The following is a 15358-nucleotide window of genomic DNA, read 5'->3' as shown; positions in this document are numbered from 1 at the left end:
CCCATGAAGGCGATCAGCTATGCACAGTACGGCGGCCCCGAGGTACTCGAACTCACGGAGGTGCCGGAGCCCCGGGTCGGCCCCGACTCCGTGCTCGTGAAGGTGCGGGCGGCGGCCGTCAACCCCGTCGACTGGAAGTGCCGCGAGGGCTACCTCGACCAGATCCTGAGCCCGGTGTTCCCCGTCGTTCCGGGCTGGGACGTCTCGGGCGTGGTGGTGCGACCGGGCGCCGCCGTCCCCGAGTTCGCCGCCGGCGACGAGGTCATCGGCTACGTGCGCGAGGACTTCCTCTCCCGCGGCACCTTCGCCGAGTACGTGGCCGCCCCGGTGCGCGCCCTCGCGCGCAAGCCGCGCAACCTGTCCTTCGAGGAGGCCGCCGGACTGCCCCTCGTGGGACTCACCGCCTACCAGGTGCTGCACAAGGTACTTCGGGTGAGGCGCGGCGAGACCGTCCTGGTGCACGCCGCGGCCGGCGGTGTCGGCTCCGTCGCCGTCCAGCTCGCCGCACACCTCGGTGCCCGCGTCATCGGCACGGCGAGCGAGCGCAACCACGACTTCGTCCGAAGTCTGGGCGGGGAACCGGTGACCTACGGCGACGGCCTCGCCGAGCGGCTGCGGGGCCTCGCCCCGGGCGGTGTGGACGCCGTGTTCGACTCGGTCGGCGGTGACGCCCTGAAGGACTCCGCCACGGCCCTGGCGTCCGGGGGCCGGCTCGCGTCGATCACCGACCCCGCCGTCGTGGAGTACGGCGGCCACTACTGGTTCGTCCGCCCCGATCCGCAGGACCTCGGGCACCTGTCCGAACTGGCGGAGCAGGGCGTCGTGAGCGTGCACGTCTCCGAGACGTTCCCGCTGGAACGCGCGGCGGACGCCCACCGTCTCAGCCAGGAGGGCCGGACCAGGGGGAAGATCGTCGTGACGGTGGACGAGCAGGCGGCCGACGAGTAGACGGCGGACGGGGCGGCGGCGGACGGGGCGGCGGAGGAAGACCGGCACCCCGTCGGGCCGGTCGCCCGTCGGCCACGTACGTCGTCAGCCCTGAAGGACGAGGGCCGCCCCGCACACGGCCAGGGCAGTGACGCAGAGCACCGCCGCGGTGAGGTCCCGCGGGGCGGGCCCGGCCGGGGTACTGGTGGCCGCGAGAGTGCCGATCCGCCGGTGGGCGATCAGGAGGAACCCCAGCCAGCAGGCGCAGCACAGCGCGCACAGGACCACCCCGACGGCCGACACCCCGCCGTGCAGCGCGGTCCGCACCGCCAGTACGGACGTGACCGTGCACGTCAGGGTCGTACGGCGCCAGGCGAGCCGGGTCCGCTCGGGCTGCAGCCCCGGGTCCCGGTCCGCCCGCGCCCCGGCCGGCCCGGTCACCCGCCCCACCCGGCGAGCACCACGACGACCATCGCCAGCGCGACGACGGCGACGACCAGACTCAGCAGCACCGGGAACCGGGACACCGGCAGGTCCTCGCCGCGCCGCATGGCCCGCTCGCAGCGCACCCAGTGGTTGACCGCGCGCAGCGCGCACAGCACCCCCGCGGCGAGCAGCGCCAGCGCGAGCCCGACCCGCCAGCCCCAGCGCAGGTCCGGCAGGAACTGGTCCACGGCGAAGCCGCCGCCGACCAGCGCGAGCGCGGTCCGCAGCCAGGCCAGGAACGTGCGTTCGTTCGCCAGGGAGAACCGGTAGTCGGGCGTGGCCCCCTCCTGCCGCACGTCCTGGGGCGCGAACCACAACCGGACGTTCCGTATGAAGTCGATCACTCTGCGACCCTACCGGCACGCCCGGACGGGAGCGTGACGGGTGCGGGGTCCGCGGTGGGGCTACCCGCGGTGGGCCTTGAGGCGTTCGTACGCTTCCAGGCCGTCCGGAGTCCACGCCCACTCGCCCAGGCGGCGCTCCAGCTCCGGTTCGGTCAGGAAGGCGTGCCAGGCCACCTCCTCGACCTGGGGTCTCACCGGCAGGTCGCAGCGGACCTCGTGGACCGCCGACCACCAGCTCCGTTTGCCACCGTCGTCGTAGAGGAACGTGAAGAGGAACGCGGGCTGCGGCAGCCCGGACACGCCCAGCTCCTCCTCGGCCTCCCGCAGGGCGGCCTCGGCGTAACTCTCGCCGGTGCCCACGACCCCGCCGACGAACATGGCGTACAGGGAGGGGTGGACGAGTTTGGTCGCCGTGCGCCGGTGCACGAAGATCCGGTCCTCGGCGTCCCTGACCAGGATGAACGCGCAACGGTGCCGCAGACCCCGGGCGTAGGCCTCACCGCGTGGGGCCCGGCCGGTCACCCGGTCGTTCCCGTCCACGATGTCGAGGATCTCGTCGGCGGCGGGCACGGGACGGTCGGCAGCAGTCATGCACCCATCGAAGCAGGGTCCGAGCCGAGCCCGTCCGCACGGGTCCCCAGGGCCTGCCGTGTGGCAAGTGATGTGCCTGCGCCGCCTGTTGACGCGTGTAACGCCCCGGGTGCCCTTGACGCCAACTGTTGGCTGGCGGTTTGCTGTCCGTGATCAGCCCATGGCTGACGGCAGCCGACCACTGCCGTACGGGCCGACCACCCGCCATGGGCCGAGCCACCGGAAGAGCGCGTGAGGAAGTCCGCGGTGTCCCCACCCCCGCCTCCCCTCGGCCGTGCCCGCAGACGGGCGGCACAGGCCTTCGACGAGGCCCTCGACGACGACGAACTCGTCGCCGCGCGAACCGCGCTGGCGCAGGGCCGATGGCAGAGCAGCCGCTCGCTGCTGGTGCGCACGGGGGACGACTGGGACCGCCGCGGCCACCGGATCACGGTGCTCGCCCGGGAGCCCTCCTGTGCCGCCTGGGCCCGCGACTGGCTGCTCGCCGACCCCGACTCCGGGGACGGGGCCGTCCTGCTCGCCCTGGCCCAGGTGCGGCGCGCCCTGCGCGGCAAGGAGAAGCCCGCCCCCGCGCGCGAGGCCTGCCACCGGGCCGCCGTCGCGCTGCCCGCCGACCCCACTCCCTGGCTCGGCCTGCTCCTGCTGGAGTGCGCCCGGGGTGCCGAGGGGGAGGCGGTCCGCGTCTTCGAGCAGATCCGCTCCCGGTACGCGGACCACCACCACGCCCACCACCTGGTGGTCGCCTGGCTCGCCGAACGCCGTGTGGAGGCGGGCCCGGACCCGCTGCACGAGGTCTACGACTTCGCCAACTGGTCCGCGGAGCAGGCGCCCGCGGACTCGCCCCTGGCGATCCTGCCGGTCATCGCGCACGCCGAGCGCTACCGCGCCCTCGCCGCCGCCGGGCACGAACGGGCCGACCCGGCAGCCTCCGGACACTGGGTGGGCCGCCGGGCCCGGCAGGTGATGAAGGCCGCCTTCGACTGGTGGCTGGAGTGGGAGCACGAGGACCATCCGCGCCGCCTGATCGACCTGAACTTCCTCGCCCACGCCAAGGTCTGCGAGGGCCGGGGCGCCGAGGCCGCCGCCCTGTTCCACCGGATCGGCGACAAGGTCACCCCGGTCCCCTGGTCGTACCCCGACCGCGACCCGCTCACCGCCTTCCGTACCGCACGGGCCGCCGCCCTCGGCACCCGGTGACCCCCTGCACGGCCCCCGTGAACCACTCGGGAACACCCGGCCCGCTTCCTCCACCACGCCCCATCCAGCACAGGCAACCACTTCCGACGCAAGGACGGTTCCCCGATGACGACGGACAGTTCGCGCACGAGCAGATCCGCAGCGGACGGCATCAGCACCTTCAAGGGGCAGGAGCGCGCCCTGCGTGCGGACCGGCTCGGCACGGGCGGTCTGCTGCTCTCCGTGCTCGCCGCGACCGCTCCCCTCATGGTGGTCGCGGGTGTCATGCCCACCACATTCGCGGTGATGGGCATCGTCGGGCAGCCGCTGCTCTTCGTCCTCCTCGGCGTCGTACTGGTGCTCTTCAGCCTCGGTTACGCCGAGATGAGCCGGCACGTCCACAACGCCGGCGCCTTCTACGCGTACATCTCCCGCGGCCTCGGCGGCACCGCCGGCGCGGGCGCCGCGATGGTCGCGCTGGTCGCCTACAACGCCCTCCAGGTCGGCATCTACGGCATCTTCGGCTTCGAGGTCTCCGGGCTCTTCGCCACCTACGCCGGCCTCGAGGTCGCCTGGTGGATACCGTCGCTGGCGGCCCTGGCGACCGTCGGCACGCTGGGCTGGCTGAAGATCGACGTCAACGCGCGCGTGCTCGGCGTCCTGCTGGTCGTCGAGGTGCTCCTGGTCGTCGTCTTCGACGTCGCCGCCATCGCCGACCCGGGCGGGGAAGGGCTGTCGCTGCACGCCTTCGACCCGGACACCCTCACCGGCGCCGGGGTCGGCACCGCCCTGTGCTTCTGCATCGCCGCCTTCCTCGGCTTCGAACAGGCCCCGGTGTACGCGGAGGAGACCAGCAGGCCGCACGTCCTGGTGCCCCGCGTGATGTTCCTGGCCGTCACCGGCGTCGCCGTGTTCTTCGCGATCAGCAGCTGGGCCCTCACCGTCGCCACCGGCCCGGCGGGCGTCGTCGCCACCTCGCAGGAGCAGAGCGCGGGACTGCTGTTCTTCCTCACCGAGTCCCGGCTCGGCGGCACCTTCACGGACGTCCTGCACGTCCTCTTCGTCACCGGCATGTTCGCCGCGATGCTCAGCTTCCACAACGTCGTCGCCCGGTACGCCTTCGCCATGGGCCGCGAGGGCCTGCTGCCCGCCGCCTTCGGCCGCACCACCAGCACCAGCGGAGCCCCCGGCACCGGCTCGCTGCTCCAGACGGGCATCGCCGCGGTGCTCGTCCTCACCTTCGGGCTCACCGACGACAAGCCGGCCGGCGACCCGACCGTGCCCGTCCTGCGCCTGTTCACCTGGTTCGGCAACGTCGGCGCCCTCGGCGTGATCGTCCTGATGGCGATCGCCTCGCTGTCCGTCGTCGTCTTCTTCGTCCGCCGCGGTGCCGCGGGCGCCCAGGCCTGGCGACTGGTCACCTCGACGCTGTCCGGCCTCGCCCTGGCCGTGATCGCCGGTTACACCGTCAAGGACTTCGACGTGCTCGTCGGCACCGGCCCCGACTCCGCCCTGGGCCTGCTGCTGCCCGGCATCGTCGGGCTGGCCCTCGTCGCCGGCCTGGTCCAGGGCCTGGTCCTGCGCTCCCGCGCCCCCGGGACACACGCCCGTATCGGACTCGGCAACGAGGCGTTCCAGCTGGACAAGGAGGCCGGGCGCACGCCGTAGCCCACACCGGCCGACGTGCAAACGGAACGGGCGGTCCATGCGGCCGGGCAGCTTACGGAAGTCTGACGGGCACCCGCGAACCCTGGCCCCACCGGGGACGCGGGTGTTCGAATAGCACGGTGAACTCCGAACAACCGGAAGCACGTGACCGTCCGGAAGACCACGAACGGCCCACGGCGCACGACCGGCCGGACGACCGGGAACGGCCCGCAGCACGCACACCGCCCGACGAGGCGGCACCCGACGACCGGGGCCGGCCCATCGGCCGCCGGGTCCTCCTGGGCACCCTCGGACTCGGCGCCCTCGGCGTGGCCGCCGCCCCCGTACTCCAGCGCGGACTGGAGTCCTTCCTCGCCGGAGCCTCCGACAAGGACCCCACCGGCCTGACCGGACTGCTCCCGAACGGCGGCGGCTTCCGCTACTACTCCGTCACCTCCTCCGTCCCGCGGAAGGACGCCGGGACCTACCGCCTGACCGTCGACGGCCTGGTCGACCGTCCCGCCTCCTACACCCTGGCCGACCTGTCGGCCCTGCCGCAGACCCGCATGGTCCGTGACGTCCAGTGCGTCACCGGCTGGCGGGTGCCCCGCACGCCGTTCGAGGGGGTACGCCTGTCCCGTCTCCTGGACGCGGCGGGCGTGCGCGCCACGGCCGGTGCGGTGCGCTTCACCTGCTTCGACGGCGCCTACTCGGAGAGCCTCACCCTCGCCCAGGCCCGCCGCGCGGACGTCCTGGTCGCCCTGCGCATGCAGGACGAGGACCTCGGCCACGCCCACGGCGGCCCGGTCCGCCTCTACGTCGCCCCCATGTACTTCTACAAGTCCGCCAAGTGGCTCTCCGGCATCACCGTCACCGAGGACGTCGAACCCGGCTACTGGGAGCAGCGCGGCTACGACACCGACGCCTGGGTCGGCCGCTCGAACGGACGCGACGATGAACCCACGGACTGACCTGCCGCCCACCGCCGTCGCCACCGCGACCGGCGTCCCGCGCTTCACCCGCGCCGCGCGGTGGGCGCACCGCACCACGGCCGCGCTGATGGGCCTCTGCGTGTTCACCGCCGCCTGCCTGTACGTCCCCCAGCTCGCCCAGCTGGTCGGACGCCGCGCCCTGGTGGTCACCGTCCACCAGTGGTCCGGGCTCGCGCTGCCGGTCCCGGTCCTGGCCGCACTGCTCTCCCGGGCCTTCCGCACCGACCTGGGCCGCCTGAACCGCTTCGGCCCGCACGACCGCACGTGGCTGCGGGCCGCGCTGCGCCGCGACGGACGCCCCTCGCAGCGGCCGGCCGGAAAGTTCAACGCCGGACAGAAGATCTACGCGGCCTGGATCGCCGGTGCCACGCTGGTGATGCTCGGCACCGGTCTGATGATGTGGTTCACCCACCTCACCCCGCTGGTGTGGCGCACCGGCGCGACCTTCGTCCACGACTGGCTGGCCCTCACCCTCGGCATCGTCCTCGCCGGCCATGTCGGCATGGCCCTGGCCGACCCGGAGGCCCGGCGGGGCATGCGCACCGGCACCGTCGACCGCGACTGGGCACAGCGCGAGCATCCGCTGTGGCGGCCCTGAGCACAGGGCGAACGGCCGCGGCCGCGGCACCGCTTGGGCGGTGCCGCGGTCGCGGCCGTGTCGGAGGGGAAGCCGCGCGATCAGCCGGACGACCGGCGTGGTGACCGGCTAAATGACCAACGACAGCAGCAGCACCAGCGCCCCGGCGACCACCGAGATGATCGTCTCCATGACCGACCAGGTCTTGATGGTCTGGCCGACACTCAGCCCGAAGTACTCCTTGACCAGCCAGAAACCGGCGTCGTTGACATGGCTGAAGAAGACCGAGCCGGCGCCGATGGCGAGGACCAGCAGAGCGGCGTGCGTGGTCGACAGGTCGGCCGCGAGCGGTGCCACCAGGCCGGCCGCCGAGATGGTCGCCACGGTCGCGGAACCGGTCGCCAGCCGGATCGCCACCGCGATCAGCCAGCCGAGCAGCAGGGCCGGGATCGACCAGTCCTCGGAGATGTCGAGGATCATCCGACCCACACCGGAGTCGATCAGGGTCTGCTTGAAGCCGCCACCCGCGCCGACGATCAGCAGGATGCCGGCGATCGGGGCGAGGCCCTTCTCGACCAGTCCCGAGATCCGCTCCTTGCTGAACCCGGCGGGCAGGACCAGCGTGAAGATGCCGACGAGGACGGACGCGAGCAGGGCGATCATCGGGGAGCCGATGACGTTGAAGACGCGCTGAACGCCGTTCTCCGGGTCGTCGACGACGATCTCCACCAGGGCCCTGGCCAGCATCAGCACGACCGGCAGCAGAATGGTCGCCAGCGTCGGGCCGAACCCGGGACGCTTCTCCAGGTCCTCGGAGGGGCGCTGAGGGATCATCCGGTCCGGGGCGGGGACGTCCACCCAGCGGGCGGCGTACTTGGAGAAGACCGGACCGGCGATGATCACGGTCGGTACGGCGACGAGCACACCCAGCGCGAGCGTCACGCCGAGGTTGGCGTCGAGCGCGTCGATCGCGACCAGCGGGCCGGGATGCGGAGGCACCAGGCCGTGCATCACGGACAGGCCGGCGAGCGCCGGGATGCCGATCCGCATCAGCGAGTAGTTGCCGCGCTTGGCGACCATCAGCACGACCGGGATCAGCAGCACGACGCCGACCTCGAAGAACAGCGGCAGACCGATCACCGAGGCGATCAGCACCATCGCCCACGGCATGGTGCGGCCGTTGGCCCTGGCGAGGATCGTGTCGACGATCTGGTCGGCGCCGCCCGAGTCGGCGAGCATCTTGCCGAGGATCGCCCCGAGGGCGATGAGCACGCCGACACCGGCGACGGTGGAACCGAGCCCGGCGCTGAAACTGGTGATGACCTTGTCCAGCGGCGCCCCGGCGAACGCGCCGAGTGCCAGCGAACCGATGGTCAGCGCCAGGAAGGCGTGCAGCTTGAAGCGGGTGATGAGCACGACGATGACGGCGATGCCCGCCAGGACGGCGATGCCCAGCTGAGCGTGGCCGGCCGAGGTGATCGGCTCGGGTGCGTCCGCTGCCAGCAGCTCGACACTGAGTCTGGTCACGGTGAATCCCTTGTGAGTACGGGGAGTGGGGGGAGCGGGGAGAAGGCCGGGCCGAGTGCCGGCTACTCCGGGGCGGGAGTCAGGAGGCCGCTCCGGAGAGGTTCGCGAGGGCGGTGACCGCCTGTTCGGTGATCTCCTCGGGGCTGCCCGTGACCTCCACGGCGACTCCGCGCTCGTCCGGCTCCAGCGGCTGGAGCGTGGCGAACTGGGAGTCGAGCAGTGCCGTGGGCATGAAGTGCCCCTCGCGGTGCGACATCCGGTCCTCGATCAGCGCACGGCCACCCGTGAGGTGCACGAAGACCACGCCGGGCGCGGCTGCCCGCAGCCGGTCGCGGTACGACCGCTTCAGCGCCGAGCAGCTGACCACGCCGCCGAGGCCGGCCCGTTCGTGCGCCCACCCGCCGATGGCGTCCAGCCAGGGCCGGCGGTCGTCGTCGTCGAGCGGGGTGCCCGCCGACATCTTGGCGATGTTGGCCGGTGGATGGAAGTCGTCGCCCTCGGCGTAAGGGACGCCGTACCGGGCCGCGAGCAGGGGACCGATGGTGGTCTTGCCGGTGCCCGCGACGCCCATGACCACTACGACATGGGGGGTGTTCATCGCTGCCTCACAGTCTGCTGTCGTCGTCGACAACCTGATGTCGAGGCAACTGAAACCCAAAGGTAAGACAAATGCAAGGGGGTGTGACGCATAAGTCTGATCTTTGAAGTCTGTGATCCGCCCCGTACTCTGAGTGGATGAGCACCATGGGCCGGGGGCTGCACGGCCGTGTACTGGACACGCTCGGCCCCGAGATCACAGCGGGCGAATACCCGCCGGGCAGCGTGCTACGCACCGACGAACTCGCACAGCGTTTCGACGTGTCGCGGTCCGTGATGCGTGAGGTGGTACGCGTCCTGGAGTCCATGCACCTCGTCGAGTCCCGGCGCCGGGTGGGTGTGACGGTCCGCCCGGCCTGCGACTGGAACGTGTACGACCCCCAGGTCATCCGCTGGCGGCTGGCCGGCGCGGACCGCCCCCGGCAGCTGCGCTCGCTCACGGTGCTGCGCTCGGCCGTCGAACCGGTCGCGGCGGGGCTCGCCGCCCGCAACGCCACCGCCGAGCAGTGCGCCGAACTCACCGAGTGCGCCCTCGGCATGGTCGCCAACTCGCGCGGCCACCAGCTGGAGGGCTACCTCTTCCACGACGTGGCCTTCCACCGCGTCATCCTCACCGCGTCCGGCAACGACATGTTCGCCCGCCTCGGCGACGTCGTCGCCGAGGTCCTCGCCGGCCGTACCCATCACGACGTGATGTTCGAGGATCCCGACCCGGCCGCGGTCACCCTGCATGTCCAGGTCGCCGAAGCGGTCCGCGGGCGCGACGCCGCCCGCGCGGAGGAACTGACCCGCGAGATCACCGTGGGCGCACTCCAGGAACTGGACATCCTGGCGCCGTGACCGGGCCGGGGCGCCGCCCCGTCCGGTCTGCCGCGCCGGCCCGTCCGGCCTACTTGGACTCGACCCGGCCGAGCGGATCGGGACCGGCCGTCGGTGCGTCGCACGCCTCCTGCCAGGCGGGACCCCCCGGCTGGAACCGACTGCGCAGGTAGGCCCAGGTGAGCCGCGCCACCGCGGCGACCCGCGCGGGGTTCTCGTCCGTGGTCTCGGCGACGTCGTAACCGGAGATCCCGCCGAGCCCGTGCTCCGCGCCGAACAGGGTCAGCAGCGACTTGGGTCCCGGTGCGAGGGTGTACGGATCGGCGTGCCGGTCCGGGCCCCGGACCGGCAGATGGGTGGAGGCGTCCTTGTCGCCGGCGACCACGAGCGCGGGCGTGGCCATCCCGGAGAAGTCCGTGGTCAGGAAGAAGGGCAGGTTCTCGGCCGTGGACGGGGTGAGCGCGTCGCCCCCTCGGCCGGGTGCGGCGAGCAGCACACCCGCCTTGATCCGGGGCTCGGTCAGGTCGACCGCCTTTTCGTCGTCCGGATCGGTGAGCCGGGCGCCCAGCAGCAGACTCGCGGTGTGCCCGCCCATCGAATGCCCGGCCACGGCCACGCTGCCGCGGTCCACCCGGCCGCGAAGCCGCGGCACCGCGGCCTCGATCGCGTCGAACCCGTCGAGGACGCGCGTCATGTCCTCGGCCCGCGACCGCCAGTGCAAGGGGCCCCCGGGGACGGCGGGGTCCAGTTCCAGCGTCCTCGAGCCGAGACGGGTCGGCTGGACGACGACGAAGCCGTGCGCCGCCCAGAAGTGGGCGAGCGGCGCGTAGCCGTTCAGCGAGGAGAGGTTGTTCGAGTAGCCCTGGCCGTGCGAGAGGAGGACGACCGGTAGATCACCCCCGGTCACGGGCGCGGAGACCCGGACCTCCAGGTCCACCGCCCGGCCGGGAGCCGGCACCACCACCGGACCGACGGAGAGGACGAGGGCGGGGCGGGGGAGTGGAGGGCTTCGCGGGCAGGGGAGATCGATGCGCCCATGCGGGAGTTGCCTTTCGATGGCCTCCGCCGCCGGTACTCGCTCTCGTGCGGCCGACGGCGATCGAGGCGGTCAAAAGCGCCCGGCTCCGGCCATGCCGACAAGCGGAACGCTGTTCCGATCGCAATACGGAACGGCGTTCCGCTCTGTCGACGGCGGTCCGGAGCAAGGGGGGACGGCCCCGGCGGGTGGGGGCCCTCTGAGCGGGGGTCGGGTGAGCGGGAGTCGGGCGAGCGGGCTCAGCCCAGGAACTCCCCGTCGAAGTACATCCATGCCCCGTCCACCCGCTCGAAGCGGCTCCGCTCGTGCAGCGAACCGCCCCGGTAGGAGGCCCGGAAGGTCACCGTCCCGGTGGAGTGGAAGGCGGACCCGTCGGCCGCCTCCAGGATCTCCAGCCCGGTCCACCGCGTCCCGGGGTCGAGGTCGACCCGCTCCGGCCGCGTCCGCGGATGCCAGGTCCGCAGCAGATAGCCGGCGTCCAGCCGTACGAAGGCGCAGTACCGCGACCGCATCAGCCGCTCGGCGGTCGGCGCGGCGGCCGCCCCCGAGTGGAAGCGCCCGCAGCACGCCTCGTAGGTCTCGGGGAGCCCGCAGGGGCAGGAGCGAACGGCCATGGTCTTCCTCCGTGACGGGACGCGACAACGCGCGAGGGCCACGACCTGATGGTCGCGGCCCTCGCGTTCATGTGTCCGAGGGGGGACTTGAACCCCCACGCCCGTTAAAGGGCACTAGCACCTCAAGCTAGCGCGTCTGCCATTCCGCCACCCGGACAAGGTGTCTGACGCGCGGGTTTCCCCCGCAGCGACGACGTAAACATTACCAGGCTTTCCGGGGTGGCCGATCACCCCCGGCGGGTGCGTGGCCCGGCCGTGCCCGTCCCGGGCGTGCCCCGTTCCCGGGTGAACGCCGTGTGACGGGCCGGGTCCGGTCTTGGGGCGGGGCCACGCAGGAGAGAGGATGAGGGGAGACCCACGAGCAGTGACGGCGTGCGGGGAACAGTGTGCAGTGACAGCGGGAGGAACCACGTGAGCGCGACGGACGGCACGGCCAAGGGCGTCACCGGTGAGGACGAGGTCGTGGACCTCTGCCGCGACCTGATCCGGATCGACACCAGCAACTACGGCGACCACTCGGGTCCCGGCGAGCGCAAGGCGGCCGAGTACGTCGCCGAGAAACTCGCCGAGGTGGGGCTCGAACCGCAGATCTTCGAGTCGCACAAGGGCCGCGCCTCCACCGTGGCCCGGATCGAGGGGGAGGACCCCTCCCGGCCGGCGCTGCTGATCCACGGCCACACCGACGTCGTGCCGGCCAACGCCGACGACTGGACCCACCACCCGTTCTCCGGCGAGGTCGCCGACGGATGCGTGTGGGGGCGCGGGGCCGTCGACATGAAGGACATGGACGCGATGACCCTGGCGGTCGTCCGCGACCGGCTGCGCAGCGGGCGCAAGCCCCCGCGCGACGTCGTCCTCGCCTTCCTCGCCGACGAGGAGGCCGGCGGCACCTACGGCGCCAAGCACCTGGTCCGCGAGCACCCCGAGCTGTTCGAGGGCGTCACCGAGGCGATCGGCGAGGTCGGCGGGTTCTCCTTCACCGTCAACGAGAAGCTGCGCCTGTACCTCGTCGAGACCGCCGAGAAGGGCATGCACTGGATGCGGCTCACCGTCGACGGCACGGCCGGCCACGGCTCGATGACCAACGACGACAACGCGATCACCGAACTCAGCGAGGCGGTCGCCCGGCTCGGCCGGCACCAGTGGCCGGTACGGGTCACCAAGACCGTACGGGCCTTCCTGGACGAGCTCTCCGACGCCCTCGGCACCGAGCTCGACCCGGAGAACATGGACGAGACCCTCGCCAAGCTCGGCGGCATCGCCCGCATGATCGGTACCACCCTGCGCAACTCGGCGGCGCCCACCATGCTCGGCGCCGGTTACAAGGTCAACGTCATCCCGGGCCAGGCCACCGCCCACGTCGACGGCCGCTTCCTGCCCGGACACGAGGAGGAGTTCCTGGCCGACCTCGACCGGATCCTCGGCCCTCGCGTGAAGCGGGAGGACGTGCACGCGGACAGGGCGCTGGAGACCGGCTTCGACGGCCGGCTCGTCGACGCCATGCAGACCGCGCTCGGCGCCGAGGACCCGATCGCGCGGGCGGTGCCGTACATGCTCTCCGGCGGCACCGACGCCAAGTCCTTCGACACCCTCGGCATCCGCTGCTTCGGCTTCGCCCCGCTGCGGCTGCCGCCGGAGCTGGACTTCGCCGGCATGTTCCACGGGGTCGACGAGCGGGTGCCGGTGGACGGCCTGAAGTTCGGTGTCCGGGTGCTCGACCGGTTCCTGGACGCGTCCTGAACGACCCCTTCACAATCGGGCAGACGTACGGAATTAACTGGGAAGGGTGAATGCGACGATAAGCTCGTAGCCTCATTACTCCCTCCTCGTTACCCGTGATGTGATCCGCGGATTTGGATCGCATTGCCAACGAGGAGGAATAATGATCAAGAAGATCGTCGCTGTCGCCGCCGCCACCGGTGGACTGGTTCTCGCGGGTGCGGGCATGGCCGCCGCCGATTCCGGTGCCCAGGGTGCCGCCGTGAACTCCCCGGGTGTCGTCTCGGGCAACGTCGTTCAGGTCCCGGTGCACGTTCCGGTGAACGCCTGCGGCAACACGGTTTCCGTGATCGGCCTGCTGAACCCCGCGTTCGGCAACACCTGCGTCAACCAGTGACGTTGTGCCTCGCCCGTTAGGGCACGCCCTTTCAGGGTTTGATCCTGTCGGCCCCGCAGTGCGCGCCACGCGCTCCGGGGCCGACCGGTTTTCCCGTACGTCCCGAACACCGGGAACGGAATCCGGGGGAGTCCGAGAAATCCCAGGAATCCCAGGAATCCCAGGAACGCCCTTCCCGGCACTCGTCGAAGGCAGGAATCAGTACATGCGACAGGTCACCCGTAAGGGTCTGATGACCGTGGCAGCCGCGTCCGGTGTGATCGCCGCCGCGGGCGGGCTCGCGCACGCCGACTCCGACGCGCAGGGCACGGCCAAGGGCTCGCCCGGCGTGCTCTCCGGGAACTCGGTCCAGGCGCCGGTGCACGCGCCGGTCAACGTCTGCGGAAACACGGTCTCCGTCGTCGGCGTCCTCAATCCGTCCGTGGGCAACTCGTGCGCCAACCAGGGCGGTTCGGCGTCGAGCGGTCACGGTGGCGCGCAGGCCGACGGGGACACCGCCGGCTCGCCCGGCGTGGCGTCCGGCAACCGTGTCGAGGCGCCGGTCCACATTCCGGTGAACGTCTGCGGCAACAGTGTCGACGTCATCGGTCTCGGCAACGTCGCCCTGGGCGACGCGTGTGCGAACAAAGGCTCCGACGACCAGGAGCCGCCCAGCAGGCCCGGCGACCCCGGCGAGGCCGAGCCGGGCGCACCGGCCACCCCGGGCGAGGCCACCCCCGGTGGCTCCGCGCCCGGCAGCCGGCCGGGCACCCACTCCGCCGCCCGGCCCCAGAGCGACGTGGAGCTCGCCGCGACGGGCAGCGAGCTGCCGATCGGGCTCGCCCTGCCGGTCGGGGCGGGCGTGCTGCTCGCCGGCGTGGTGCTCTACCGCAAGGCGCGAGCCGCAGCGTGACACCGGCCGCGGCAGTGGCCGGACCCGGCTGTGCGGAGCGGACCCGGCTGTGCCGGTGCCCGCTTTGTGGGTGGGGGCGTGGCGGTCGACGGGGTGTTTGGACTCACCAGGTCGCGCGTACCTGGCGGATGATCCGCCGCCGCAGCCGCACCCTGCGGCTCCCGTCGCGCAGCAGACTCAGACGGTCCAACTCCCAGTGACCGTACTCCGCGTGGTCCGTCAGCAGACGGGCCGCCTCCTTGCGGGAGACCCCACGCGGTACGTACACGTCGACAAATTCGTATTCCGGCATCGCATCTATTGTGCGGGCTGGGCCCCGGTACGGATAGCGTCTGCACTATGTCTGATGCTGCGCAGCCCACCGCTGCCGAGGTACGCGCCGCCGCCGAGGCGGTCAAGACCGCGCTCGACCGCCACCTGGCCGCGGTCGAACGCCGGTCGGGAGAGGACGACCCGGCCGTCTACGAGGCGTTCAACGAGCTGGCCGTGGCCGCTGAGGCGTACGACGAACTGCTCTACGACCGCTACGACGAAGTGACCCCCTTCGAGATCCCCGCGGCCGAGGACGCCCTGCCGCCCTACACCGGCCCCGAGGAGCCCAGCGCGCTCAGCGTGCTGATCCGTCGCGACTACGCCGTCGCGGAGCCGCGACGGCTGCTGGCGCACGCGCAGCGGATCGAGGCGGCGGACGACGAGGCCTTCGGCGCTTCCGGTGTTTCGGGCACCGTCCACGGCGCGCTCGGTCTCCTGTTCGGCGAGTACGAACCGGACGAGATCGCGTCCCGGCACAAGGAGTTCGGCCTCGAGGAGGGCGACTCCACACTCTGGGTGACGGCATCGGACGAACCGGCGGAAGCCGGTGAATGGCTCGAGGCACCGTTCGAGCAGGCGGACCCGGCACAGGTCGTGTGCCGCTTCGACGTCAGCGCCGTCTTCGACGAGGACCCCGACGACGAGGTGGACGACCACGACGATCTCGAGGACGGGCCGGTGCCGGCTCTCGACGCCGACCGCTGA

At 72.1% G+C, this 15358-nt stretch carries 18 protein-coding genes and 1 tRNA gene; 10 read left to right on the top strand and 9 right to left on the bottom strand.

Translation table 11 applies throughout. The features are described from left to right. Nucleotides 1-3 precede the first annotated feature (3 nt). A complete protein-coding gene (locus tag ACWZEH_RS06000; protein ID WP_456196264.1) occupies nt 4-948 on the top strand; it encodes an NADP-dependent oxidoreductase in 945 nt (314 codons plus the stop codon). An 84-nt stretch (nt 949-1032) separates the two neighbouring features. On the opposite strand, the gene ACWZEH_RS05995 is transcribed toward ACWZEH_RS06000, so the two are convergent. From ACWZEH_RS05995 to ACWZEH_RS05985, 3 genes are read right to left on the bottom strand one after another with little or no spacing between them, the layout of a single operon-like run. Beyond that, nucleotides 1033-1368: a DUF202 domain-containing protein gene (locus ACWZEH_RS05995; protein WP_456196262.1), complete on the bottom strand. Its 336-nt coding sequence runs from the start codon at nt 1366-1368 to the stop codon at nt 1033-1035. Continuing rightward, nucleotides 1365-1757 (bottom strand): YidH family protein, encoded by a 393-nt coding sequence (locus ACWZEH_RS05990; protein ID WP_456196261.1) that lies wholly within the window; start codon nt 1755-1757, stop codon nt 1365-1367. The genes ACWZEH_RS05995 and ACWZEH_RS05990 overlap by 4 nt, the downstream gene beginning before the upstream one ends. A 60-nt stretch (nt 1758-1817) precedes the next feature. Further along, nucleotides 1818-2327, bottom strand: a complete 510-nt coding sequence (locus tag ACWZEH_RS05985; RefSeq protein ID WP_456199465.1) for an NUDIX domain-containing protein — start codon at nt 2325-2327, stop codon at nt 1818-1820. 267 nt (nt 2328-2594) lie between these two features. Here ACWZEH_RS05985 and ACWZEH_RS05980 point away from each other — a divergent pair, with 267 nt between their 5' ends. From ACWZEH_RS05980 to ACWZEH_RS05965, 4 genes are all read left to right on the top strand, one after another. Next, nucleotides 2595-3545 (top strand): hypothetical protein, encoded by a 951-nt coding sequence (locus ACWZEH_RS05980; RefSeq protein WP_456196259.1) that lies wholly within the window; start codon nt 2595-2597, stop codon nt 3543-3545. Between the two features lie 105 nt (nt 3546-3650). Beyond that, nucleotides 3651-5192, top strand: coding sequence for an APC family permease (locus tag ACWZEH_RS05975; protein WP_456196257.1), 1542 nt, complete (start codon nt 3651-3653; stop codon nt 5190-5192). Nucleotides 5193-5452: 260 nt separating this feature from the next. Next, nucleotides 5453-6142, top strand: a complete 690-nt coding sequence (locus ACWZEH_RS05970) for a molybdopterin-dependent oxidoreductase (protein ID WP_456199464.1) — start codon at nt 5453-5455, stop codon at nt 6140-6142. After that, a complete protein-coding gene (locus ACWZEH_RS05965; protein ID WP_456196255.1) occupies nt 6126-6761 on the top strand; it encodes a cytochrome b/b6 domain-containing protein in 636 nt (211 codons plus the stop codon). The genes ACWZEH_RS05970 and ACWZEH_RS05965 overlap by 17 nt, the downstream gene beginning before the upstream one ends. Nucleotides 6762-6869: 108 nt before the next feature. Here ACWZEH_RS05965 and ACWZEH_RS05960 read toward each other — a convergent pair whose 3' ends face one another. Both ACWZEH_RS05960 and ACWZEH_RS05955 read right to left on the bottom strand, forming a co-directional pair. Next, nucleotides 6870-8267: a GntT/GntP/DsdX family permease gene (locus ACWZEH_RS05960; RefSeq protein ID WP_456196253.1), complete on the bottom strand. Its 1398-nt coding sequence runs from the start codon at nt 8265-8267 to the stop codon at nt 6870-6872. A 79-nt stretch (nt 8268-8346) separates the two neighbouring features. Next, the gene (locus ACWZEH_RS05955) at nt 8347-8865 is read right to left on the bottom strand and encodes a gluconokinase (RefSeq protein WP_456196251.1); all 519 of its coding nucleotides are present in this window, start codon (nt 8863-8865) and stop codon (nt 8347-8349) included. 137 nt (nt 8866-9002) lie between these two features. On the opposite strand from ACWZEH_RS05955, the gene ACWZEH_RS05950 reads away from it, so the two are divergent. Next, a complete protein-coding gene (locus ACWZEH_RS05950; protein WP_456196249.1) occupies nt 9003-9704 on the top strand; it encodes a FadR/GntR family transcriptional regulator in 702 nt (233 codons plus the stop codon). A gap of 49 nt (nt 9705-9753) precedes the next feature. Here ACWZEH_RS05950 and ACWZEH_RS05945 read toward each other — a convergent pair whose 3' ends face one another. The 3 genes from ACWZEH_RS05945 to ACWZEH_RS05935 form a co-directional block, all read right to left on the bottom strand. Beyond that, on the bottom strand, nt 9754-10713 hold the full coding sequence (locus ACWZEH_RS05945; protein WP_456199462.1) for an alpha/beta hydrolase family protein: 960 nt from the start codon (nt 10711-10713) through the stop codon (nt 9754-9756). A gap of 245 nt (nt 10714-10958) precedes the next feature. Next, nucleotides 10959-11333, bottom strand: coding sequence for a YchJ family protein (locus tag ACWZEH_RS05940; protein ID WP_456196247.1), 375 nt, complete (start codon nt 11331-11333; stop codon nt 10959-10961). 72 nt (nt 11334-11405) lie between these two features. After that, a tRNA-Leu gene (locus ACWZEH_RS05935) sits at nt 11406-11490 on the bottom strand. A gap of 254 nt (nt 11491-11744) precedes the next feature. On the opposite strand from ACWZEH_RS05935, the gene ACWZEH_RS05930 reads away from it, so the two are divergent. From ACWZEH_RS05930 to ACWZEH_RS05920, 3 genes are all read left to right on the top strand, one after another. Beyond that, on the top strand, nt 11745-13073 hold the full coding sequence (locus ACWZEH_RS05930; protein WP_456196245.1) for a M20/M25/M40 family metallo-hydrolase: 1329 nt from the start codon (nt 11745-11747) through the stop codon (nt 13071-13073). A 142-nt stretch (nt 13074-13215) separates the two neighbouring features. Then, on the top strand, nt 13216-13449 hold the full coding sequence (chpH, locus tag ACWZEH_RS05925) for a chaplin ChpH (protein WP_456196243.1): 234 nt from the start codon (nt 13216-13218) through the stop codon (nt 13447-13449). Between the two features lie 205 nt (nt 13450-13654). Continuing rightward, the gene (locus ACWZEH_RS05920; RefSeq protein WP_456196241.1) at nt 13655-14341 is read left to right on the top strand and encodes a chaplin; all 687 of its coding nucleotides are present in this window, start codon (nt 13655-13657) and stop codon (nt 14339-14341) included. Between the two features lie 103 nt (nt 14342-14444). On the opposite strand, the gene ACWZEH_RS05915 is transcribed toward ACWZEH_RS05920, so the two are convergent. Beyond that, nucleotides 14445-14633 carry a DUF5703 family protein gene (locus ACWZEH_RS05915; RefSeq protein WP_383386159.1) on the bottom strand — a complete coding sequence of 63 codons (189 nt, stop codon included), beginning with the start codon at nt 14631-14633 and terminating at the stop codon, nt 14445-14447. A gap of 47 nt (nt 14634-14680) precedes the next feature. Here ACWZEH_RS05915 and ACWZEH_RS05910 point away from each other — a divergent pair, with 47 nt between their 5' ends. Further along, nucleotides 14681-15358 carry a hypothetical protein gene (locus tag ACWZEH_RS05910; protein WP_456196239.1) on the top strand — a complete coding sequence of 226 codons (678 nt, stop codon included), beginning with the start codon at nt 14681-14683 and terminating at the stop codon, nt 15356-15358.

The organism is Streptomyces yamdrokensis (assembly GCF_053890455.1).
Note: the sequence above shows the minus strand (reverse complement) of the source record. Positions and strands in the feature narration are given on the sequence as shown.

Excerpts from the sequence above, each read along its gene's own strand:
- ACWZEH_RS06000 (WP_456196264.1), top strand. The coding sequence starts at position 4 with ATGAAGGCGATCAGCTATGCACAGTACGGCGGCCCCGAGGTACTCGAA.
- ACWZEH_RS05975 (WP_456196257.1), top strand. The coding sequence starts at position 3,651 with ATGACGACGGACAGTTCGCGCACGAGCAGATCCGCAGCGGACGGCATC.
- ACWZEH_RS05965 (WP_456196255.1), top strand. The coding sequence starts at position 6,126 with ATGAACCCACGGACTGACCTGCCGCCCACCGCCGTCGCCACCGCGACC.
- ACWZEH_RS05955 (WP_456196251.1), bottom strand. The coding sequence starts at position 8,865 with ATGAACACCCCCCATGTCGTAGTGGTCATGGGCGTCGCGGGCACCGGC.
- ACWZEH_RS05950 (WP_456196249.1), top strand. The coding sequence starts at position 9,003 with ATGAGCACCATGGGCCGGGGGCTGCACGGCCGTGTACTGGACACGCTC.
- ACWZEH_RS05940 (WP_456196247.1), bottom strand. The coding sequence starts at position 11,333 with ATGGCCGTTCGCTCCTGCCCCTGCGGGCTCCCCGAGACCTACGAGGCG.
- chpH (WP_456196243.1), top strand. The coding sequence starts at position 13,216 with ATGATCAAGAAGATCGTCGCTGTCGCCGCCGCCACCGGTGGACTGGTT.
- ACWZEH_RS05920 (WP_456196241.1), top strand. The coding sequence starts at position 13,655 with ATGCGACAGGTCACCCGTAAGGGTCTGATGACCGTGGCAGCCGCGTCC.
- ACWZEH_RS05915 (WP_383386159.1), bottom strand. The coding sequence starts at position 14,633 with ATGCCGGAATACGAATTTGTCGACGTGTACGTACCGCGTGGGGTCTCC.
- ACWZEH_RS05910 (WP_456196239.1), top strand. The coding sequence starts at position 14,681 with ATGTCTGATGCTGCGCAGCCCACCGCTGCCGAGGTACGCGCCGCCGCC.